The following is a 20,777-nucleotide window of genomic DNA, read 5'->3' as shown; positions in this document are numbered from 1 at the left end:
ATAAATTATTTGGGCTGCAAGAGCTCGCGAACAAGGGGTAAGGTTACAGCACGTTTTGTTTCAAGGGAGTAAGCGTCTAAAGCATCCATCAATGCCATCAGGCTGGGCATATCGCGATAAAAGCGACTTAACAGCCAAGGCAACACATCGGGGGATAAAACAAGCCCTCGCTCTTTGGCTGCTTCCTCTAGTGCTTGTATTTTCTCATCATCATCCAAAAGCTGCGTTTGAAAGATCAAACCCCAGCCCAGACGGGTTCGCAGGTCTTCTCGAAGCTTGAGATTGGCTGGTGCAGCGTTTCCGGCCATAAAAATATGAATCGCTTTGCTTGCTTGAACGCCATTCAGGATCCGAAATAGGGAGCCAACAAGACGATCATCTAGCTGGTCAACATCATCAACAGTAATGACTGAGGGCGCATCACTTTCAGTCATTGCATTCATCTTTTCTTCTAGGCGAACCCAAGCAGTAGGCTCGAGGGGGGAGAGGGCAATGTGTAACAAGCCAGCATGCTCGGCTGCATTTTCAATGGCATTGAGTAGATGAGTACGACCCGAACCCTCTGGCCCCCACCAATAAATCCAGCGCTGATTGAGCGGGTTATCAGAGTTTTGGGCGCTGACCTTGCCCCAAGATTTTTCAAGATTTTGCAGAGCAGAAATTAAGGCAAGATCTTTCCCGGGAAGATAGTTTTCTAAACTAGCTATGGGTGAGTGACTGATGTCTAGCGCAAATTGTTTTGGAAGCGAGGGTGTATTCATTACTACCAAACTTATTTTTGATACCAAGAGCTTTGTGTATAGACAGACCAAAAATACTGAACTAATACCAAACTCACTGCACTAATTGGTAGCGCAAGTAGCACTCCAAAAAAACCAAATAGGTTGCCAAAAAGTAGCAAGGCAAACAGAACGGCAACAGGGTGCAAGCCAATGCGTTCGCCTACTAGGCGCGGCGTTAAGAAAAAGCCCTCTAGGAGTTGGCCGATGCCAAATACGATGAGCACCCCTACAAGCTCAGGTCCAACACCAAATTGCAAGATTGCAGAGACGATTGCAAGGCTAAAGCCGAGGGCAATCCCAATATAGGGAATGACAATCATCAGAGCAGTAAATACACCTAAAGCAACCGCCCCTTTGATTCCAATCACACTTAAGGAAATACTATAAAAAACAGACATGATAGAAATCACGATGATCATGCCCCGCAAATATTGCGAGAGCAAACCATCGGTATGCATTGCTAAGTGAGTAATCGTATCTTGAGCCCGTAATGGCACCAGTGTTTTGACAAGGCCGAAGAAGTGAGTCCAATCAATGAGAAGATAGAACATCACAAAAATAATAAGCACTGAATTTACAAACCCAGTAATTACTGAGCTGCCTGACATGAGTACCGTATTGAAGGTCGTTGTCATTAAAGAATCTGCATTGTCACTAATATGCTCTGATATTTTTTGTGAGGCTGCAGTTTTTAAAGTCCCCCAGTCAACATTGATATGAAACTCAGCCAACTTTGGTCCGAGCCATGCCTGGGTATTTGCTATCCAATCTGGCAACTGGGCTTTAATCAATGGAATCTCGGTTTTAAGAAGGCCAATAAATAGGCTCACAATGGCAATTACGACTGCCAGACCCAGAACAACGGAGAGTGCTGCAGCCACGGCGGCGGGCGCCCGCCTTCCTTCCATCCATAGAAAAGCAGGCCTCAGGATGTAGGCAAGGATGAATGCAGCCAGAAAAGGGGTAAAAATCTCAGCCATGACGAGTAATCCTCTAGAATTCAATGATTCTACTGATCTAGTAGCATTTTTTACTAATATTCCAGCGCTGACATGACCTCATCTACTAATTCTTCCTCAAAAGGCCTTTCCTACCGTGATGCTGGTGTCGATATTGATGCTGGGGATGCCCTGGTTGACCGCATTAAGCCGTTGGCCAAGAAAACCATGCGCGAGGGTGTTTTGGCTGGAATTGGCGGCTTTGGGGCCCTTTTTGAGGTGCCAAAGCGCTATAAAGAGCCAGTACTAGTATCCGGTACGGATGGTGTTGGTACCAAGCTAAGACTAGCTTTTGAGTGGAATCGTCATGAAACCATTGGTCAAGACTTGGTAGCCATGAGCGTGAATGACATCCTGGTTCAGGGTGCTGAGCCCCTTTTCTTCTTGGATTACTTTGCATGCGGCAAGTTGACTGTGGATACGGCGGCAACGGTTGTTGGTGGCATTGCCAAGGGTTGTGAATTATCTGGTTGCGCATTAATCGGTGGTGAGACCGCAGAAATGCCGGGCATGTACCCACCAGGCGAATATGACTTAGCGGGATTTGCCGTAGGCGCAGTTGAAAAATCCAAAATCATTACTGGCGCAACGATTGTTCCGGGTGATGCGGTATTAGCAATTGGCTCTAGTGGTGCGCATTCAAATGGCTACTCATTGGTCCGTAAGATTATTGAGCGTGCTGGTGCAAAGCCTACTGATGATTTGGGTGGTCGTCCATTGGGTGATGTTGTGATGGCGCCAACAGAAATTTATGTGAAGCCGCTTCTCAAATTGATTTCTGAAATCAATGTAAAAGGTATGGCGCATATCACGGGTGGTGGTTTGGTTGATAACGTACCCCGCGTACTCCCTGAAAATACTCAAGCTGTTTTGCATCGCGATAGCTGGCAGATGCCAGACCTCTTCCGCTGGTTGCAAATGAAGGGTGGCGTTGCTGATGCAGAAATGGTGCGCGTATTTAACTGCGGCATCGGTATGGTTGTGATTGTTGCGCCTGATCAAGTAGATGCAGCAATCAAATCCTTAACTGCGCAAGGTCTTAAAGCTTGGACAGTCGGCGAAGTAGTTGAACGTCCAAAAGATGCGCCACAAACCATCGTTATCTAAACGATCTACCTTTATTTTTTGATTAGATTGCTTTTGCAGTAATCTAATGCCGCCTTCAGTTCTTCCGGATTGAAGGGATCAAATGTATTTCTCCCATCTATTGCACGCAACCATGTCAGTTGACGCTTGCCAAGCTGGCGCGTGGCTGCCAAGGCTTTGTAGCGCATTTGTTCAGCATCAATTTCACCATTGAGATACTCCCAAGCTTGGCGATAACCAACTGAACGTATCGCTGGAAGATCTGTATGTAATCCAGCGTTGGTACGCAGAGTTTTGACTTCATCCATAAATCCAGCAGCAAGCATTTCATCAAAACGCTTTTCTAAGTTCAGATGCAATCGCTTACGATCACTTGGTTCAAGCGAAACTAACTTAATCCATGGTGGAATCGCTGAACCTTCTCTGCCATCCTCACTAGGTGAGTCGGCCAGTGATATAGACATAGGTTTACCGGTAATTTCATAAACCTCTAGAGCACGCTGCACTCGTTGGGAATCGTTTGGCTTTAAGCGCGCCGCAGTTTCGGGATCAATCGTGGCAAGCTTGTCGTGCATTGCCGGCCAGCCAATGGCTTTACCCTCTTCATCCAAACGAGCACGAATTTCTGGATTTGCTGGAGGCAGTGAGGAAAGGCCATGCGCCCACGCGCGCCAATACAACATCGTTCCGCCTACCACCACTGGAATATTTCCTCGCGCACGAATTTCGGTGCAAAGACGTTTTGCATCATTTGCAAAACGTGCCGCTGAATACACTTCAGTCGGATCAATGATGTCAATCAGATGATGAATAACCGCTTCTTGTTCTGACTGAGTTGGTTTGGCGCTGCCAATATCTAAACCCCGATATACCAAAGCAGAATCCATGCTGATGAGCTCAATTGTCAGACCAATAGATTTTGCATACTCAGCCAAAGACATGGCGAGATGGGTTTTGCCTGCACCAGTGGGCCCAACAATACAAAGCGTTGAGACTTCATCTGGAGCATGCATAGGCTGAATGTAGGGTTCAGTTGGCATACCTAATTATAAGAGCCTGTTAATATCCGCAACAACCCATAAGTTAGAGAGCGAGTCGATGGATACCCTTTTGCAAATCAGTGATTTATTGCTGCATATTGATAAACATTTAGATGTGGTGATTCAGCAATACGGTCCTTGGGCCTATGGCCTCTTATTTGCTATTGTTTTTGCAGAAACAGGCTTAGTGGTTGCCCCTTTCCTGCCTGGGGACTCACTCTTATTTATTGCAGGCGCCTATTGCGCTACTGAGCATTTCAATATTTGGACCTTGTGCATTGGTTTATTAATTGCTGCAGTCGCAGGTAACACCGTGAACTACTTCATTGGCCGGTGGATTGGTAAGCGAGTATTCAGCAGTCAATCGCGCTGGATTGATCAAGGCGCTTTATTAAAAACCCACGCTTTTTATGAAAAGCATGGTGGGAAAACGATCATTCTTGCCCGCTTCTTGCCAATTATTCGTACCTTTGCACCTTTTATTGCGGGTGTGTCTGAGATGAACTTTGCACGCTTTCAGTTATTTAACATCACTGGTGCAGCGCTGTGGGTCTTTGGTTTGGTCATAGCAGGATATTTCTTTGGCAATATCCCTGTCATTCGCCAGAATCTCAATGTGATCGTCCTGGTAGGCGTGGGGGCGGCTGCGGTACCAGTTTTATTGGCAGCTATCTACAAAATTTTTCAGCACAAGAAAAACTAACAGGAGTTTAAAAAACCAAAGTGCTTACACTAACGCCCACTCAGCTTTAGTGAAGCTTGGTTTGACTTTCAAGGGTGGCAATGTGCTCGCGGATATCGCCAGCATCCTCAGCTTCTGGAACTTCGCTGAGATAGCGATGCATATCCGCCAATGCGGGCCGCAAATACTCTAGTTGCGCAAAGATCAAACCTCTGTCCCGAATCTCTTCAATAGAGTCCGGCAGTAGGATCACTAGGCGCTCTTGAATACCTAGTAAACGCTCCCAGCGCTCATGTTCTGAGTAAATCATTTTGAGGTTTCTCAGAAAGCGCGACAGAATCTCTCTCGAGCTAGAAGCACGTAGGAAGATATTGAGCGGCAGACTCAACTCACCTCGATAACCTTTGGCGTCCAGGTAAGGATCAAGCATTTCTTGTAACTGAGTCTTTGATAACGATTCACCGGTCAAGGGATCCATGATGACTTCACCCTGTTGCAAAGAGATGCGCATCATGAAGTGATTCGGAAATGAAACCCCCCGAATTTTCAAACCAATTTGATTGCCTAATTCCATCATCAAAATAGCTAATGAGATGGGGATTCCTCTGCGATTCTCGAGTATGTAATGCAAGTACGAATTTTCTGGAGCATAGAAATCATTTGGGTTCGGGCCAAAACCCAGATCGGTATAAAAGAAATGCTTCAAAATTTGTAAGCGCTGAACAGGTGAGGTATCCGGCGTGATGCGAGTTTTGAGTTTGTTACCCATCTCATCAATTTGATCGAGAACCCCCTGAACATCTAAATCAGGATAAGCATGCTGTGCGACAGCAATTGTCGCCTCCGTTAAAGGAAGATGTTCGTCTTCAGCAACTAGTGAGGTGAAATAGTCGAGTTGTTGTGTTGGCATATTGGCTATTTTGCATGACGCAAGAATTTTTGCCAGCGAATTCCTACCAAACCCAGGGATGCGAAGTAAGCAATGGCAGCAAGACCTAGCCATGCTCCCACCAAGCCAATACGTAGCCACGGCTCAGCTTGGAGGGCAATCCAATTGTGTGTGCCAGCAGCATAAAAAAGGACTGCTGCGAAGGGGATGAGCGCTAGAAATAGCTGACCAAGGTACTTGATCCAGCCTGAATTAGGCAAGGCTCCGCGTCGATGCAGGCCAACCCATAGCAGGGCGGCGTTTAGACAGGCGCCAGTACCTACAGAAAGGGCAAGGCCAGCATGCCCAAGCCAAGGTACAAATACTAGATTGGCTAACTGGGTGGCTACTAAAACGAGTAATCCAATCTTGACGGGGGTGCGGATGTCTTGACGTGAATAAAATCCGGGCGCCAAAATTTTTACCAGAATTAAACCAATGAGGCCAACACCATAAGCCGCTAATGCACGTTGCGTCATCACGACATCAAGCGCACTGAATTTACCGTAGTGATACAAGACTGCTGCTAAAGGCTCGCCAAAAATAAAGAGTGCAATTGCGCAGGGAGCAGCCAGTAAGAATGTGAGTTGTAATCCCCAGATGAGTAATTCGCCGGCATGTACTAAATCGTTTTTGGCATTGGCCTTACTGAGGCTTGGCAAAAGAACGGTTCCCAAGGCAACACCCAGTAGTGCAGTTGGAAATTCCATCAAGCGATCTGCGTAGGATAGCCATGACACACTTCCCGTCTGCAGACGTGAAGCAATGTTGGTATTAATGATGAGGGAGATTTGTGCAACAGAAACTGCAAATACTGCTGGCCCCATTAATTTCATGACGCGTCTAGCTTCCGGATTGGTGACGGCTGATTTGATGGCGCCAGGCAATAAACCAATACGAGGTAATAGGCCGAGGCGAGCAAGCGTTGGAACTTGAAGGGCAAGTTGCAGTATTCCACCAAGTAAAACACCAATACTTAAGGCATAAATCGGCTGCTCTAAGTGGGGCGCCAAAAAGATGGCGCTACCAATTAAGGCGAGGTTGAGCAAGACGGGCGTAAATGCCGGGATTGCAAAGCGGTGATAGGTGTTTAAGATCCCCGCTGAGAGTGAGACCATAGAAATTAGCCCGATATAGGGGAACATGATTTGGGTCATAACAACGCTGGCGTCATAGGCTGGACCACCTTTAAACCCTGTGGCAATGACCAGAATGAGTACTGGGGCGCCAATGACTCCCAGTAGTACCGTAAGCAGCAAAGCCCAAAATAAGAGCGTGGCGACTGCATTAATGAGGATTTTGGCCTTAGTTTGGTCTTCGTTTGTGGCAATTTCGCCCAAAATCGGCACAAAAGCTTGAGAAAAGGCCCCTTCGGCAAATAGCCGACGTAGTAAATTGGGTAGCCTAAAAGCCACATTAAAGGCATCTGTCCACTCGGAAGCCCCGAAACTACGGGCAATGAGGGTCTCCCGGAGCAGTCCCGTAATTCGGGACAGCATGGTTAGGGAGCTGACCTTGGCAGCGGCAGAAAGCAGATTCATGAGGCGATTTTCACCTATTTATCGGTCGGCTGGGCTTTTTTGCCCCTTTAAGGTAAAATCTTGGGTTTTGGCGAGCTTGCTTATGAATCTGGCAAGTCCGCAAGATTTTTAACTAATCGCATTTTGCAATTTATAGAGGCAAGGTTTAAAGATGGCCAATACAGCACAAGCGCGCAAGCGTGCACGCCAAGCAGTAAAACAAAACGAACACAATTCCAGTTTGCGTTCAAAGCTCCGCACTTCCATTAAGGCAGTTCGCAAAGCAATTGAAACTGGCGACAAAGCTGCTGCTGCAAAAGTATTTGCAGCAACCCAAGCAACAATCGACAAGATTGCTGACAAAAAGATCGCTCACAAAAATACTGCATCACGTCAGAAGTCACGTTTGTCTGCAGCTATTAAGGCGATGGCAGCGTAATACAGTTTTAGTTTTAGGCTGGTCGAAGTAGTTTCGACCTAAGCCCGCTCCTCAACAGAGCGGGTTTTTGTTTTTAAGGCTGGGCTGAGGCTGTTGGGTTGAACTCACATGCCTCTTCGATCGGTAGGTCATTGTCCTTGGCAAAGTTCATGACAAAGTCTAACGCTCGAGGATCTAGGTCTCTCAGTCTGGTATCTATAACAACGCATTTCACTTTTGCAATAAGCACTGGTCTGACATAGGGCGAATAAGTAAAGCGAGGGTCCCCGGAATCACCGGGAGGGCGAAAAGTTGCCATCACCCCGCACAGACGCTCCGCCCAATCGCTGGGCCGAAATGGTTTGCCAGAAGTGGTAATGCCTTGAATGAAAAGCTTTTTGTGGTTCAAGTTCGCGTAATGATGGTTGTAAGAAATAGTATTACTAAGCCCTCTAGCTTAACAGCCCAAGTTGGCCGTAAGATGACTTTAGGATCTATTTTCGTGCAGCTGAATGTTTGAAGAAAAAAATGCAAGCCAAAACTTTAGTAGAAAGCTCAACTATGACATCGCTGGCAAAGCCTCAAGTGCCCGGTAAGGTAAAGCACTATCTGCAGTTTTCTGACCTGACTCGTGAAGAGTACGACTATTTGCTCAAGCGTTCGGCGTGGCTTAAGGCCAAATTCAAGAGCTATGAAACTTGGCATCCACTGCACGATCGCACTTTGGCCATGATTTTTGAGAAGCACTCCACTCGTACTCGCCTGTCCTTCGAGGCAGGCATCCATCAGCTTGGCGGTCATGCGGTATACCTAAACACCCGAGATACACAGTTGGGCCGTGGCGAGCCTGTAGAGGATGCTGCTCAGGTGATTTCAAGGATGACGGACATCATCATGATTCGCACCTTTGGCCAAGACATTATTGAGCGTTTTGCATCGAATTCACGGGTGCCCGTAATCAATGGTCTGACAAATGAATTTCACCCTTGCCAAGTATTGGCTGATATTTTTACGTTTGTTGAGGCCCGTGGTCCGATTCAAGGAAAAACGGTAGCTTGGGTAGGTGATGCCAACAATATGGCCTACACCTGGCTACAGGCTGCTGAATGCCTTGATTTTCAGTTGCGCTTCTCTGCGCCAGAGGGTTATCAGTTAGATGCAACGCGTTTGTCACCAAAATCCGCCAAGCATTTAACCATTTGCGCCGATCCTAAAGAAGCCTGCAAAGGTGCCGACCTAGTGAGTACCGACGTCTGGACCAGCATGGGTTATGAAGACGAAAATACTTTACGCATGAATGCTTTTCAAGATTGGATGGTGGATGAAGAGTTAATGGCGTTGGCTAAGCCTAATGCGCTGTTTATGCACTGCTTGCCAGCGCACCGTGGTGAAGAGGTTTCAGCAGAAGTGATTGACGGGCCACAAAGTATTGTTTGGGAAGAGGCAGAAAATCGTTTGCATGTCCAAAAGGCTCTGATGGAGTATTTGCTCTGTGGTCGTTTGGATTAAGTAATAAAACTTCAGCAATAAAATAATCAGTAAGTAACAAGTAATTCGTTTTCATTAATTTTGATTGAATAAAAAAACATGTCCGATATTAAAAAAGCAGTCTTAGCGTATTCCGGCGGTCTAGATACCAGCGTGATCTTGAAGTGGCTTCAAGATACATATGGCTGCGAGATCGTGACTTTTACCGCTGACTTAGGTCAGGGCGAAGAGTTGGAACCAGCACGCGCTAAGGCTTTGCAATTTGGCATCAAGCCTGAAAACATTTTTATTGATGACTTGCGCGAAGAGTTTGTTCGTGACTTTGTGTTCCCGATGTTCCGTGCGAATACGATTTACGAGGGTGAATATTTGTTGGGCACCTCTATTGCGCGCCCATTAATCGCTAAACGTCAAATTGAAATTGCTCGCTTGACTGGTGCTGACTCTGTATCGCACGGCGCGACCGGCAAAGGAAATGACCAGGTTCGCTTTGAATTAGGTTACTACGCCCTTGAACCAGGCATCAAGGTGATCGCTCCTTGGCGTGAATGGGACCTTCTCTCACGTGAGAAGTTAATGGCTTACGCAGAAAAGCATGGCATTCCGGTTGAGATGAAGCATAAGCAAGGTGGTTCACCGTACTCAATGGATGCGAACCTCTTGCACATTAGCTATGAAGGTCGTCACCTCGAGAATCCAAACGCAGAGGCAGAAGAGTCTATGTGGCGTTGGACCGTTTCTCCTGAAAAGGCTCCAGATGCCCCAGAAATTATCGAAATCGAATTCAAGGCTGGCGACCCAGTAGCAATTGATGGAAAAGCCTATAAGCCACACGAGTTATTGGCTGAATTAAATCGTCTTGGCGGCAAACATGGCATTGGCCGTCTCGACTTAGTGGAAAACCGCTTTGTTGGCATGAAGAGCCGTGGCTGTTATGAAACGCCTGGCGGCACCATTCTTCTAAAGGCTCATCGTGGTATCGAAAGTATCACCTTGGACCGTGAAGTAGCCCACTTAAAGGATGATTTGATGCCTCGTTATGCCAGCTTGATCTACAACGGTTTGTGGTGGGCGCCAGAGCGTCTCGCACTCCAAACCTTGATTGACCATACGCAGCAGGCTGTTAACGGCGTTGTTCGCCTCAAGCTCTACAAAGGTTCCGTCTCTGTGATTTCACGTGACTCTGCCAATACTTTGTTTGATCAAAATATTGCAACCTTTGATGATGATGGTGGTGCATACAACCAAGCGGATGCTGGCGGCTTCATTAAGCTCAATGCATTACGTATGCGTATTGCCGAAACAGCTAGACGTAAGCGCGCCAAGAAATAAAAAACAATAAAACAAGCAAACTATTAGAACCTAACAGAATAGAAAGAATCAGCATGCAATTTGATCAAGTTTCCGTAGGCAAGAAGGCCAATGTATTTTTTGATGGCAAGTGTGTTTCTCATACTGTGACCTTGCCTAATGGCGTGCGTAAGTCAGTCGGTGTGGTGCTGCCAAGCACCTTGCGTTTTGACTTAAGCACTAGCGAGATTATGGAAGTGGTTGATGGCAATGCTTTCGTCAGCATCAATGGTGCCCCTGAGCAAGAGTTCAAGGCCGGTCAAAGCTGGGAAGTGGAAAAGGGTGGTTACTTCATTATTCGTGCTGAGCAACCAGTGCACTACGTTTGCCATTTTGAATAAATCAAAGGTGCCCACAAGCAAAACGCAGACCTCGGTCTGCGTTTTTTATTGGCCCAACATCAATGGATTTGAGTGTTGTTGAATTAATTTCTCGGCAAACCCGTAACAACTGTCCCTGGGACGATCACACGCTCAGAGAACCACTGCTTATTCATCTCCAACGCATAACGCACGGCTGCTTTAGGGCAGTGGTTATTGGTGGTTTCAGCCTGCATCTCTTCAATGTTCACAATCTTGCCATCATCCGCAATGAACGCAATCGAGAGTGGAATCTTAGTGTTATTCATCCAAAAGCAGTGACCAGCTTTTTGTTCGAATATAAATAACATTCCAGAATTGCTTGGCATGCTGGTGCGGTTCATGAGACCAATCTCTCTAGCCTTCGGTGTATCGGCAAGCTCAGCCTGAATACGGTAGATGCCCGTCTTTAATTCAATGGTGGGTAGACCGACGTTAACCTGGGCGAGCGTTAGGGTGGAGTAAAGAAAGAGCGCAGTAGAAAATACTTGGCGCAATGATTGTGAGGTACTGGAGATTGATATAGACATGCTTTGTATTTTAAGTGAGACAAATTGCAAGCGAAAAAAAACCCAGGAACGAATCCTGGGTTTTTAATAATGATCTAAGGACTATTAAGCCGCTTGGATATTGGTAGCTTGCTTGCCTTTAGGGCCTTGGGTAATGTCAAACGTTACCTTTTGGTTTTCCTTGAGGGTTTTGAACCCAGGCATAGTAATTGCGCTGAAATGCGCGAACAACTCTTCTTCACCATCATCAGGTTTGATAAAGCCAAAACCTTTTGCATCATTGAACCACTTAACAATTCCGGTCGCCATGCGAACTCCATTACATAAACTTAAAACAACCGTGATGAGGGTAAATACTTTTTAATCAGTCTCAATCCACAACACGCCTAAATAGAACCTCTCTTGAAGCCTACCCCCCGATTGTTTGCCCTTTTTGGAGGGGTGTCAAGGAGTTATATGCCCCTACCCCCTAGTAATTACCCCTTTTTTTATCGAAAAATGCCCCAATATGGGTTTAAGAGAGGTTTTTGCGTGTTTTTCGCAACATAAGCCTTGTAAATGAAAGTTTGGATATCTGTGTTTAGAATGTTTCTCATGAGTCGCGCTCCCAAAAATCCCACCACTGGCAACCCCAGCAATCCGTATGTTGAAGATACCCTTCTGCTCGAAAAGCAAATCGAGCAAGTTAAGGCGCCTTCGATGTATAAAGTTTTATTAATGAATGACGATTACACGCCGATGGAATTTGTGGTGATGGTGATTCAGGAGTATTTTAATAAGGATCATGAAACAGCTACACGTATCATGTTGCAAGTACATTTAGTTGGCAAAGGCGTTTGCGGAGTATTTACTCGTGACGTCGCTGCTACGAAAGTGCATCAAGTTATCGAACTCTCCCGTGAAGCGGGTCACCCACTACAGTGCACTATGGAGGAAGCATGATTGCCCAAGAATTAGAAGTAAGTTTGCACATGGCGTTTGTTGACGCAAGGGCATCGCGACATGAGTTCATCACAGTCGAGCATCTGCTCGCAGCCTTACTGGATAACGCTACTGCGGTTGAGGTCTTAAAGGCTTGCGCAGTCAATATCGCAGAACTGCGTGCGCAACTTAAAAACTTTATTAACGACAACACACCTGTGGTGCCGGGTAATGATGAGGTTGACACGCAACCAACGTTAGGATTTCAGCGTGTGATTCAACGCGCCATCATGCACGTGCAGTCAACTTCAAATGGTAAGAAAGAAGTGACCGGTGCAAATGTGTTGGTTGCCATCTTCGGTGAAAAGGATTCGCATGCAGTTTATTTCTTGCAACAGCAGGGCGTTACCCGCTTGGATGTTGTGAACTTCATCAGCCACGGCGTACGCAAAGATCAGTCAGAGCATGTAAAGCCCGTTGAGCCTACTCAGGAGACCGAAGAATCTGCCTCATCTGGCAAAGAAAGCCCTCTTGAGCAGTACACCCAAAACCTCAATGTTATGGCTCGTCAGGGCAAGATTGATCCCTTGATTGGGCGCGAGAGCGAAGTAGAGCGCGTGATTCAAGTGCTCTGCCGTCGTCGCAAAAATAATCCGTTATTGGTGGGCGAGGCTGGCGTAGGTAAGACAGCAATTGCTGAGGGTTTGGCCTGGAGAATTGTGAAAGGCGATGTTCCTGATATTTTGGCCAATGCTACTGTTTACTCTTTAGATATGGGCGCTCTTTTAGCGGGGACTAAATATCGTGGTGATTTTGAGCAGCGCTTGAAGAGTGTTCTCAAATCACTTAAAGATCATACTCATGGCGTTTTGTTTATTGATGAGATTCATACGCTGATTGGAGCGGGCGCAGCTTCTGGTGGCACATTGGATGCAAGCAATCTATTGAAGCCTGCTTTGTCTAATGGCCAGCTGAAATGTATTGGCGCAACCACCTTTACGGAATACCGTGGCATCTTTGAAAAGGATGCAGCTTTATCACGTCGTTTCCAGAAGGTGGATGTTGTGGAGCCAACCGTTGATCAAACAGTGCAAATCTTACGCGGCTTAAAGTCTCGTTTTGAAGAGCATCACAGTGTGAAGTACGCAGCTGGCGCTTTAGTTGCTGCCGCAGAACTTTCTGCTCGCTATATCAATGACCGTCATTTGCCGGATAAGGCGATTGATGTCATCGATGAAGCCGGTGCCGCTCAACGTATTTTGCCGAAGTCTAAGCAGAAGAAAACTATTGGTCGCCCAGAGATTGAGGAAATTGTGGCAAAGATTGCGCGCATACCGCCACAATCGGTCACAGTCGATGACCGTAGTAAGTTGCAAACACTGGATCGCGACATTAAGAGTGTGGTCTTTGGTCAAGATCCTGCGATCGAGGCCTTGGCTAGTGCTATCAAGATGACTCGTGCTGGTCTCGGCAAGATCGATCGTCCAATCGGTTCATTCTTGTTCTCCGGACCAACTGGTGTTGGTAAGACTGAAGTTGCTAAACAGCTCGCCTATATTTTGGGTATTGAGTTGCTCCGTTTTGATATGTCCGAGTATATGGAGCGTCATGCAGTGAGTCGCTTGATTGGTGCGCCTCCAGGTTATGTAGGATTTGATCAGGGCGGTTTACTCACTGAGGCCGTAAATAAGAAACCGCATTGCGTGCTCTTGCTTGATGAAATTGAAAAAGCCCACCCGGATATTTTCAATATTCTCTTGCAGGTGATGGATCATGGCACTTTGACGGATAACAATGGCCGTAAGACTGATTTCCGTAACGTGATCATCATCATGACTACTAATGCCGGTGCTGAGGCAATGCAGAAATCTACCATTGGCTTTACCAATGCTCGTGAGTCTGGTGATGAGATGGCTGATATCAAGAAGTTCTTTACGCCAGAGTTCCGCAATCGCTTGGATGCCATTGTTTCCTTCAAAGCTCTTGATGAGTCGATCATCATGCGCGTGGTTGATAAGTTCTTGATGCAGTTAGAGGAGCAACTCCATGAGAAGAAAGTGGATGCAACCTTTAGTCCTGCTTTGCGAGCCCATTTGGCCAAGCATGGCTTCGATCCTTTAATGGGCGCTCGCCCGATGCAACGCATCATTCAAGATACTGTGCGTAAGGCACTTGCTGATGAGCTACTGTTTGGTAAGTTAGCTCAAGGCGGTCATGTGGACGTTGATATTGATGCTGATGGCAAAGTCCTATTGAACTTTGAAGCTCCTGTATTGCCAGGTAAGCGTGCTAAAGCTGATGTGGCGCCTGCTGAAGAAATTTAATTAACAAACATTTTTAAATAAAAACAACCCAAAAAAGGAAGATATGTCTCATCACGATAAATTACTAGAAGCTTTTGAAAATTACAAAGCTGAGAATGAAAAGTTTCAAGGCAAAGGTATTAAAGCTTCTGCAGCACGCGCTCGTAAAGCTTTGCAGGAGATTGCTGGTTCTTGCAAAGAGCGCCGTAAAGAAATTACTGCTGAAAAAGAATCTCGTGAAGGCTCTGGTGCAGGTATGTCACAAGATGCGGCTCGCAAAGCGCATATCCGCAAGTAAGGCATTTGTAATAAAAAGAAAAGCCACCTGCGGGTGGCTTTTTCTACGGCTGAATATTTCTAATGCCGCTAGGCCCTGCCAGTACTTCCAAAACCGCCTGCCCCACGACTACTTTCAGTGAACTCTTCCACGACCTTAAGTTCTACTTGTTGTACCGGCATGACAACCAACTGAGCTAAACGCTCCATCGGCTCGAGCTTGAATGTAGTAGATCCGCGATTCCAAGTGCTCACCATCAGCTGACCTTGATAGTCAGAGTCAATTAAACCCACTAAGTTACCGAGCACGATACCGTGCTTATGGCCCAAGCCAGAGCGCGGCAGAATAAAGGCCGCATAGCGCGGGTCCTCAACATAAATAGCCAAACCAGTGGGCACGAGCACCGTTTGACCAGGGGCAATCTCTATCACTTCATCAATGCATGCGCGCAGATCTAATCCAGCGCTGCCAGGGGTGCCATAGGTTGGCAACTGGTCGCGCATACGTTCATCGAGAATTTTTACTTGGAGAGATTGCATGATGTTCCTAAAGCGGAGAATTAAATTTTCTTGGCAACTAGCGCAATGAGTTGACGTGCAAGCTGAAGCTTTTCTGCTTTAGCAATTTTTTTGCTACCGCTGGCATCGATCACCAGTAATTGATTCAGGTCGCTGCCGAATGTATCGGGGCCAATGTTGCCAACAATCATTGGAATACCTTTGCGCTGACGCTTCTCATCAGTATGTTTTTCTAAATCAGTTGACTCAGCTGCAAAGCCTACGCAATAAGGATATGGCTTGCCACCTTTAGTTTTCACTATCTTGGCAACGTCGAGCAGAATATCTGGATTGGCTGAAAACTCTAGATGAGGCGCTTGGTTACCTTGGCGCTTCATCTTTTCTTTGGCGGGCTTAGCAATGCCCCAGTCAGCAACGGCGGCAACTGCGAAGAAAATATCGCAGTCAGTTGCGTTCAGAGTGGCCGCATGCATTTCTTTGGCGCTTACTACGTTAGTACGGGTAATTTTTCCGGTAGCTTCAAGTGGGGTATCAAGATCACATGGCCCAGAAATTAAATAGACTTGAGCGCCAGCCTCAACCGCAGCCCTTGCAATTGCAAAACCCATCTTGCCTGAGCTGTGATTGGTGATGCCGCGCACTGGATCAATTGCTTCAAATGTGGGGCCTGCAGTAATTAATACTTTTTTACCAGCCAATAATTTTTTCTGAAAGAAGGAAACCACTTGTTCGGTAATTTCAGCAGGCTCTAGCATTCGGCCCATACCCACTTCACCGCAGGCTTGGAAACCACTGGCCGGGCCAAGAAGGGTAACGCCATCATCAGCAAGTCGTTTGACGCTTCTTTGGGTAGCCGCATGTTCCCACATCAGCTTGTTCATCGCCGGAGTCAGCAAGAGAGGGCAATCTCTTGCGAGGCAAAGTGTAGTCAATAGGTCATCAGCTAGGCCCAGAGAAAGCTTGGCCATCAGATCGGCGCTTGCAGGAGCAATCAGAATGGCATCTGCAGAACGTGATAACTCAATGTGTGCCATATTATTTGGAATGGTGCTATCCCATTGACTTAAGTAAACCGGATTGCCAGTTAGGGCTTGCATTGTTACCGGAGTTACAAATTGCTGCGCAGCCTCAGTCATCACCACTTGTACAGATGCGCCTTCTTGCATGAGTTGACGTGCAAGCTCAGGAGCTTTGTAGGCTGCTATACCGCCAGAGATTCCGAGAACGATCTTCTTATTAATCAGTGATTGCATGGCGCCAGCTTAATGGGGTTGGGCGGATTTGCCAAATGACTTGCGTAATTCACCCCAAATAATAAGGGCGGCACCAATGCAGATGGCGCTATCAGCCACATTAAAGGCAGGCCAATGCCAAAGACCGTAATGTAAGTCAACGAAGTCAACTACAGCGCCATACATCACGCGATCCAAGACGTTGCCCAGTGCGCCGCCTAGAATGAGGCTCAAGGCTGTGCAGAGTAGCTTATCGCTTTGGTTTTTATATAGCATCCAAATAATGTAAACGGATGCTGCTAGCCCAAGAATGGTGAAGAACCAACGCTGCCAACCAGAGCCTTGCGCCAGAAATGAAAATGCTGCACCTGGATTAAAGAGAAGCAACCAGTTCAAAAAAGGCAGGACTGGCTCAGGCACGCCCATTTGCAAATTACTGAGCGCCGACCACTTGCTAAGTTGATCGAGCAATAGCACAACGACAGCAATTGCTAGATAACGAGGGAGAGCAAGACTTTTCATATGGTTGTTACTTAAGCGAAGAGGCGGTGATCACCATCACCAAACAAGTTGTTAATACAGCGACCACATAATTCTGGATGGTCGGCATTGCTTCCTACATCTTTGGTGTGATGCCAGCAGCGACCACATTTTTTATATTGGCTACTGCGCACCAAAACTTCTAACCCCTCATTACTGAGTTCAATATTGGCGCTAGAGGTGATGGTTACAAAGCGTAAATCATCTTCTAATGAGTGGAGGATGGCGAAATCAACATCACCGACTTTGATCGTAAGTTCAGCTTGCAGCGATGAGCCTACATTGCCTGCTTCGCGCTCAATCTCAATTGCTTTAGTCACTTCAGAACGAATTTCACGAATACGATTCCATTTAGCCAGCAATTCCTCAGCATGAGCAATCTCAGGGAACTTGCCAAACTCTTCCATAAAGATCGATTCTGCAGGCTTGCTGCCTGAGCCATGGGGGAAGTCTTTCCAGGCTTCCTCTGCGGTGAAGGAGAGGAATGGTGATAGCCACTTTAAGAGGTTTTGGGTGATATGGAATAGGGCGTTCTGAGCAGCACGGCGGTCAGGAGAGTCTGGTGAGCTCGTGTAAAGACGATCCTTCAGAATATCCAAATAGAAACCACCCAAGTCCTCAGAGCAGAAAGACAGCATGCGAGCTACTGCTGGTTGGAATTCATATGCCTTGTAATGCGCCTCAGTATCACTCTGCAATTGATTAGCAAGAGCAACTGCGTAGCGATCAATCTCAAGCCACTGCTCAGCAGGCATCGTGTGCTTGCTAGGATCAAAATCTGATAGGTTGGCTAGCAAGAAGCGCAAAGTATTACGAATACGACGATAGCTCTCGGTAACGCGTTTGAGAATCTCGTCTGAGATCGTCATTTCACCTGAGTAGTCGGTAGAGGCAACCCAGAGGCGAATGATCTCAGCACCGAGTTTGTCGGCAACTTGTTGGGGCGCAATCACATTGCCTACGGATTTACTCATCTTGCGGCCTTGACCATCGACCGTAAAGCCGTGCGTAAGGAGTGCCTTGTATGGTGGCTTGCCATCAAGCATGGCACCAGTTAGCAATGAGGAGTGGAACCAACCACGGTGCTGGTCTGATCCCTCAAGATATAAATCGGCCAAGCGACCGTTTGGTGTTTCTGCGTCAGCAGTTAATAACTCATCACGATGCGATCCGCGAATGACATGCCAATGGGTTGTGCCAGAGTCAAACCAAACATCTAAGGTGTCACGGTTCTTTTCATACTGTGCTGCTTCTTCGCCCAGTAGCTCGGCAACTTCTAATTTTTGCCAGGCCTCAATACCTTCTTTTTCTACGCGCTTAGCGATTTCTTCGAGTAGTTCAACGGTGCGTGGATGTGGCTCACCACTTTCCTTGTGTACAAAGAACGCCATTGGAACGCCCCATTGGCGCTGACGTGACAAAGTCCAGTCAGGACGATTGGCAATCATGCTGTTAAGACGTTGTTTGCCCCATGCCGGAAAAAACTCGGTACTATCAATTCCTGCTAATGCAGTCTCGCGTAAGCTTGCTTTGCCGTCAGATGGCTTCTTATCCATGCTAGCAAACCATTGCGAGGTAGCGCGGTAAATAATGGGCGACTTATGACGCCAGCAATGCATATAGGAGTGGGTATAGGTTTTGTCACGCAGTAAGCTGCCAGCTTCTCGTATGGCTTCCACAATCTTTGGATTTGCTTTCCAAATATATTCATTCGCGAAGAGCGGTAACCATGATGCATAAACACCATTGCCCATTACTGGATTGAGAATATCTTTATCAGCAAGCTTATTGGCCTTGCAAGACTTAAAGTCCTCCTCACCATAAGCAGGGGCCGAGTGAACGATACCTGTGCCGGTATCTAGCGTGACGTATTCAGCCGGATAGATTGGCGAGAGGCGTTTGTAACCCTCATGCAATGTCGCTAGGGGGTGCCAGAAAGAGATGTTTGCTAACTGAGCACCTTGGCAAGTGGCAATTACTTTGCCTTCCAAGCCATAGTCCTGTAAGCAGGTTTCAACGCGGTCCTTAGCGAGGATTAATAACTGATTGCCAACATCTACCAGTGCATAAGTGAGTTCCGGATGGACATTCATTGCCTGGTTTGCAGGAATAGTCCAAGGGGTAGTTGTCCAGATAACAATCTGACCTGGTTTATTCGGTAATTCAGAAAGCCCAAATACTTTGGCTAACTGTGGGCGCTGCGCATCATCGAATGCAAAACCCACATCAACTGTTGGATCGGTTTTATCTTGGTATTCCACTTCAGCTTCAGCAAGTGCGGAGCCACAATCAAAACACCAGTTCACTGGTTTTAATCCACGGAAGACATATCCTTTTTCCCAGATTTTCCCAAGGGCGCGAATTTCATCAGCCTCATTGCGAAAGCTCATAGTGAGGTAGGGGTTATTCCAATCACCTAATACACCTAAGCGTTCGAAATCTTTCTTCTGTTTTTCCACTTGAACATGCGCATAGGCACGCGCTTTAGCTTGCACTTCAGCGGTTGGTAAGTTCTTGCCAAATTCTTTTTCAATCTGAATTTCAATCGGCATGCCATGACAATCCCAGCCGGGTACATAAACAGAGTCAAAGCCCATGAGCCAGCGTGATTTGACGATCATGTCTTTCAAAATCTTGTTTACTGCGTGTCCGATATGAATATCGCCATTTGCATAAGGAGGGCCATCATGCAGAATGAATTTTGGTTGATTGGCATGGGCCGCACGAATCTTTTCGTAGAGCTTGTTTTTTTGCCAGCCAGCCACCCATTGTGATTCGCGCTTAGCTAGATCTCCTCGCATTGGGAAAGAAGTGTCTAGTAGATTGACGGGATAAGAGTTTTCTTTTTCAGACATAAGCTTTTTTCTGGAAATAATTTCTGGCATGCGTTGCATCTGCTGCAATCGCTTTTGTAAGGGTTTCGAGGTCTGGGTACTTCGCCTCATCGCGGATTTTTTCTAATAGCTCTACGGTAATAATTTTTCCGTAAACATCTGCGTTGTAATCAAAGATGTGGGTTTCTAGCAATACTCTGCCTTCATCTTCCACTGTTGGTCTGACACCCAAGCTCGCCACAGCAGGCAGTGGCTTACCACTTAAGCCTAAAACTTGTGCAGTGAAGATTCCGGTCGTTGCCGGTTTGCGATGGTGGAGATGATTGGCAACTGCTAAATTCAAAGTGGGGAACCCAAGTTGACGTCCTAGCTTCTGACCATGAAGTACGTGCCCAGATATTCCGTAAGGACGTCCTAATAATTTTTCAGCTAACTGCATGTCACCAGAAGCTAGCGCAGTACGAAGTGCAGAACTAGAAATACGCTCACCATTTTCTTGAATGGTTTGGATGCTAGAGACTTTAAAGCCATATTCTTCACCAGCAGCTTTCAGACTGGCAAAGTTCCCTGCACGTTTTGCGCCATAACAAAAATCATCACCAATCAAAATCCATTTAGCGTTCAATCGTTTGACAATAATTTCTGAAACAAATTCTTCGGGCGACAGTTTGGCAAAAGCAGAGTTGAAATGCTCCACAACAATGCGATCAATTCCGAGTTCAGCAAGCGCTGCTAATTTATCGCGCAAATTGAAAATGCGGGGAGGAGCTTGTTCGGTTGAAAAGAATTCTTTTGGATGTGGCTCAAAGGTCATTACACAACTAACCAGACCTTGATCCTTGGAGTCATCAACCAACTCCTTGAGCAGGGCGCGATGACCCCTGTGCACGCCATCGAAATTACCGATGGTTAGGGCACAAGCAGGTCCTGCAGAAAACTGGGTGGGGCCACGGAATACGTTCACAAAATCGCTTTCAGGGTAGCCATCAATT

At 46.7% G+C, this 20,777-nt stretch carries 22 protein-coding genes; 9 read left to right on the top strand and 13 right to left on the bottom strand.

The window, feature by feature from the left end; translation table 11 throughout:
- Nucleotides 1-5: 5 nt before the first annotated feature.
- Together hda and ICN44_RS03350 are read right to left on the bottom strand one after the other, a co-directional pair.
- Nucleotides 6-761 carry a DnaA regulatory inactivator Hda gene (hda, locus tag ICN44_RS03355; protein WP_216262707.1) on the bottom strand — a complete coding sequence of 252 codons (756 nt, stop codon included), beginning with the start codon at nt 759-761 and terminating at the stop codon, nt 6-8.
- A gap of 11 nt (nt 762-772) precedes the next feature.
- Nucleotides 773-1,762 (bottom strand): AI-2E family transporter, encoded by a 990-nt coding sequence (locus tag ICN44_RS03350; protein WP_216262706.1) that lies wholly within the window; start codon nt 1,760-1,762, stop codon nt 773-775.
- Nucleotides 1,763-1,834: 72 nt separating this feature from the next.
- On the opposite strand from ICN44_RS03350, the gene purM reads away from it, so the two are divergent.
- Entirely contained in the window at nt 1,835-2,887 is a 1,053-nt protein-coding gene (purM, locus tag ICN44_RS03345; protein ID WP_216262705.1) for a phosphoribosylformylglycinamidine cyclo-ligase, read from the top strand.
- 11 nt (nt 2,888-2,898) lie between these two features.
- On the opposite strand, the gene miaA is transcribed toward purM, so the two are convergent.
- On the bottom strand, nt 2,899-3,888 hold the full coding sequence (gene miaA / locus ICN44_RS03340; RefSeq protein WP_370624864.1) for a tRNA (adenosine(37)-N6)-dimethylallyltransferase MiaA: 990 nt from the start codon (nt 3,886-3,888) through the stop codon (nt 2,899-2,901).
- A gap of 76 nt (nt 3,889-3,964) precedes the next feature.
- On the opposite strand from miaA, the gene ICN44_RS03335 reads away from it, so the two are divergent.
- Complete coding sequence (locus ICN44_RS03335; protein WP_216262703.1) at nt 3,965-4,609, top strand: VTT domain-containing protein; 645 nt, start codon at nt 3,965-3,967, stop codon at nt 4,607-4,609.
- 46 nt (nt 4,610-4,655) lie between these two features.
- Here ICN44_RS03335 and ICN44_RS03330 read toward each other — a convergent pair whose 3' ends face one another.
- Together ICN44_RS03330 and murJ are read right to left on the bottom strand one after the other, a co-directional pair.
- Entirely contained in the window at nt 4,656-5,498 is an 843-nt protein-coding gene (locus tag ICN44_RS03330) for a SirB1 family protein (protein WP_216262702.1), read from the bottom strand.
- A gap of 5 nt (nt 5,499-5,503) precedes the next feature.
- A complete protein-coding gene (murJ, locus tag ICN44_RS03325) occupies nt 5,504-7,057 on the bottom strand; it encodes a murein biosynthesis integral membrane protein MurJ (protein ID WP_216262701.1) in 1,554 nt (517 codons plus the stop codon).
- Nucleotides 7,058-7,208: 151 nt separating this feature from the next.
- Between murJ and rpsT the strand changes: the two genes are divergently transcribed.
- A complete protein-coding gene (gene rpsT / locus ICN44_RS03320) occupies nt 7,209-7,475 on the top strand; it encodes a 30S ribosomal protein S20 (protein WP_011903592.1) in 267 nt (88 codons plus the stop codon).
- A 73-nt stretch (nt 7,476-7,548) separates the two neighbouring features.
- Here the strand turns inward: rpsT and ICN44_RS03315 are convergent, their stop codons facing one another.
- Nucleotides 7,549-7,863 carry a DUF3579 domain-containing protein gene (locus ICN44_RS03315; protein WP_216153261.1) on the bottom strand — a complete coding sequence of 105 codons (315 nt, stop codon included), beginning with the start codon at nt 7,861-7,863 and terminating at the stop codon, nt 7,549-7,551.
- Between the two features lie 152 nt (nt 7,864-8,015).
- Here ICN44_RS03315 and argF point away from each other — a divergent pair, with 152 nt between their 5' ends.
- The 3 genes from argF to ICN44_RS03300 all read left to right on the top strand — a co-directional run bounded on the left by argF (nt 8,016) and on the right by ICN44_RS03300 (nt 10,633).
- Nucleotides 8,016-8,963, top strand: coding sequence for an ornithine carbamoyltransferase (gene argF, locus ICN44_RS03310; protein ID WP_216262945.1), 948 nt, complete (start codon nt 8,016-8,018; stop codon nt 8,961-8,963).
- A gap of 78 nt (nt 8,964-9,041) precedes the next feature.
- Nucleotides 9,042-10,274, top strand: a complete 1,233-nt coding sequence (locus ICN44_RS03305) for an argininosuccinate synthase (protein ID WP_216262700.1) — start codon at nt 9,042-9,044, stop codon at nt 10,272-10,274.
- Between the two features lie 53 nt (nt 10,275-10,327).
- Nucleotides 10,328-10,633 carry a pyrimidine/purine nucleoside phosphorylase gene (locus ICN44_RS03300; RefSeq protein ID WP_215358532.1) on the top strand — a complete coding sequence of 102 codons (306 nt, stop codon included), beginning with the start codon at nt 10,328-10,330 and terminating at the stop codon, nt 10,631-10,633.
- Between the two features lie 83 nt (nt 10,634-10,716).
- Here the strand turns inward: ICN44_RS03300 and ICN44_RS03295 are convergent, their stop codons facing one another.
- On the bottom strand, nt 10,717-11,181 hold the full coding sequence (locus tag ICN44_RS03295; RefSeq protein ID WP_216262699.1) for a DUF192 domain-containing protein: 465 nt from the start codon (nt 11,179-11,181) through the stop codon (nt 10,717-10,719).
- An 84-nt stretch (nt 11,182-11,265) separates the two neighbouring features.
- Entirely contained in the window at nt 11,266-11,469 is a 204-nt protein-coding gene (locus ICN44_RS03290) for a cold-shock protein (protein WP_011903586.1), read from the bottom strand.
- Between the two features lie 276 nt (nt 11,470-11,745).
- Here ICN44_RS03290 and clpS point away from each other — a divergent pair, with 276 nt between their 5' ends.
- The 3 genes from clpS to ICN44_RS03275 are packed head-to-tail and all read left to right on the top strand — an operon-like array spanning nt 11,746 to nt 14,682.
- Nucleotides 11,746-12,102, top strand: coding sequence for an ATP-dependent Clp protease adapter ClpS (clpS, locus tag ICN44_RS03285; RefSeq protein WP_072582834.1), 357 nt, complete (start codon nt 11,746-11,748; stop codon nt 12,100-12,102).
- A complete protein-coding gene (clpA, locus tag ICN44_RS03280; protein ID WP_216262698.1) occupies nt 12,099-14,405 on the top strand; it encodes an ATP-dependent Clp protease ATP-binding subunit ClpA in 2,307 nt (768 codons plus the stop codon). The genes clpS and clpA overlap by 4 nt, the downstream gene beginning before the upstream one ends.
- A 43-nt stretch (nt 14,406-14,448) precedes the next feature.
- Entirely contained in the window at nt 14,449-14,682 is a 234-nt protein-coding gene (locus tag ICN44_RS03275) for a hypothetical protein (protein WP_216262697.1), read from the top strand.
- 68 nt (nt 14,683-14,750) lie between these two features.
- Here ICN44_RS03275 and dut read toward each other — a convergent pair whose 3' ends face one another.
- From dut to ICN44_RS03250, 5 genes are read right to left on the bottom strand one after another with little or no spacing between them, the layout of a single operon-like run.
- Nucleotides 14,751-15,200: a dUTP diphosphatase gene (gene dut / locus ICN44_RS03270; RefSeq protein WP_216262696.1), complete on the bottom strand. Its 450-nt coding sequence runs from the start codon at nt 15,198-15,200 to the stop codon at nt 14,751-14,753.
- 20 nt (nt 15,201-15,220) lie between these two features.
- Nucleotides 15,221-16,432 (bottom strand): bifunctional phosphopantothenoylcysteine decarboxylase/phosphopantothenate--cysteine ligase CoaBC, encoded by a 1,212-nt coding sequence (coaBC, locus tag ICN44_RS03265; protein ID WP_216262695.1) that lies wholly within the window; start codon nt 16,430-16,432, stop codon nt 15,221-15,223.
- A gap of 9 nt (nt 16,433-16,441) precedes the next feature.
- On the bottom strand, nt 16,442-16,933 hold the full coding sequence (lspA, locus tag ICN44_RS03260) for a signal peptidase II (protein ID WP_216262694.1): 492 nt from the start codon (nt 16,931-16,933) through the stop codon (nt 16,442-16,444).
- An 11-nt stretch (nt 16,934-16,944) separates the two neighbouring features.
- The gene (ileS, locus tag ICN44_RS03255) at nt 16,945-19,824 is read right to left on the bottom strand and encodes an isoleucine--tRNA ligase (protein WP_370624863.1); all 2,880 of its coding nucleotides are present in this window, start codon (nt 19,822-19,824) and stop codon (nt 16,945-16,947) included.
- A complete protein-coding gene (locus tag ICN44_RS03250) occupies nt 19,799-20,749 on the bottom strand; it encodes a bifunctional riboflavin kinase/FAD synthetase (protein WP_216262692.1) in 951 nt (316 codons plus the stop codon). Before ICN44_RS03250 ends, ileS begins: the two co-directional genes overlap by 26 nt.
- Nucleotides 20,750-20,777: the final 28 nt, after the last annotated feature.

It is taken from the genome of Polynucleobacter sp. JS-Fieb-80-E5 (genome assembly GCF_018882015.1).
GTDB lineage: Bacteria > Pseudomonadota > Gammaproteobacteria > Burkholderiales > Burkholderiaceae > Polynucleobacter.
Note: the sequence above shows the minus strand (reverse complement) of the source record. Positions and strands in the feature narration are given on the sequence as shown.

Bases quoted from the DNA above. Each gene is read 5' to 3' on its own strand.
- hda (WP_216262707.1), bottom strand. From the start codon at position 761: ATGAATACACCCTCGCTTCCAAAACAATTTGCGCTAGACATCAGTCAC.
- ICN44_RS03350 (WP_216262706.1), bottom strand. From the start codon at position 1,762: ATGGCTGAGATTTTTACCCCTTTTCTGGCTGCATTCATCCTTGCCTAC.
- purM (WP_216262705.1), top strand. From the start codon at position 1,835: ATGACCTCATCTACTAATTCTTCCTCAAAAGGCCTTTCCTACCGTGAT.
- ICN44_RS03335 (WP_216262703.1), top strand. From the start codon at position 3,965: ATGGATACCCTTTTGCAAATCAGTGATTTATTGCTGCATATTGATAAA.
- ICN44_RS03330 (WP_216262702.1), bottom strand. From the start codon at position 5,498: ATGCCAACACAACAACTCGACTATTTCACCTCACTAGTTGCTGAAGAC.
- murJ (WP_216262701.1), bottom strand. From the start codon at position 7,057: ATGAATCTGCTTTCTGCCGCTGCCAAGGTCAGCTCCCTAACCATGCTG.
- rpsT (WP_011903592.1), top strand. From the start codon at position 7,209: ATGGCCAATACAGCACAAGCGCGCAAGCGTGCACGCCAAGCAGTAAAA.
- argF (WP_216262945.1), top strand. From the start codon at position 8,016: ATGACATCGCTGGCAAAGCCTCAAGTGCCCGGTAAGGTAAAGCACTAT.
- ICN44_RS03305 (WP_216262700.1), top strand. From the start codon at position 9,042: ATGTCCGATATTAAAAAAGCAGTCTTAGCGTATTCCGGCGGTCTAGAT.
- ICN44_RS03300 (WP_215358532.1), top strand. From the start codon at position 10,328: ATGCAATTTGATCAAGTTTCCGTAGGCAAGAAGGCCAATGTATTTTTT.
- ICN44_RS03295 (WP_216262699.1), bottom strand. From the start codon at position 11,181: ATGTCTATATCAATCTCCAGTACCTCACAATCATTGCGCCAAGTATTT.
- ICN44_RS03290 (WP_011903586.1), bottom strand. From the start codon at position 11,469: ATGGCGACCGGAATTGTTAAGTGGTTCAATGATGCAAAAGGTTTTGGC.
- clpS (WP_072582834.1), top strand. From the start codon at position 11,746: ATGTTTCTCATGAGTCGCGCTCCCAAAAATCCCACCACTGGCAACCCC.
- clpA (WP_216262698.1), top strand. From the start codon at position 12,099: ATGATTGCCCAAGAATTAGAAGTAAGTTTGCACATGGCGTTTGTTGAC.
- ICN44_RS03275 (WP_216262697.1), top strand. From the start codon at position 14,449: ATGTCTCATCACGATAAATTACTAGAAGCTTTTGAAAATTACAAAGCT.
- dut (WP_216262696.1), bottom strand. From the start codon at position 15,200: ATGCAATCTCTCCAAGTAAAAATTCTCGATGAACGTATGCGCGACCAG.
- coaBC (WP_216262695.1), bottom strand. From the start codon at position 16,432: ATGCAATCACTGATTAATAAGAAGATCGTTCTCGGAATCTCTGGCGGT.
- lspA (WP_216262694.1), bottom strand. From the start codon at position 16,933: ATGAAAAGTCTTGCTCTCCCTCGTTATCTAGCAATTGCTGTCGTTGTG.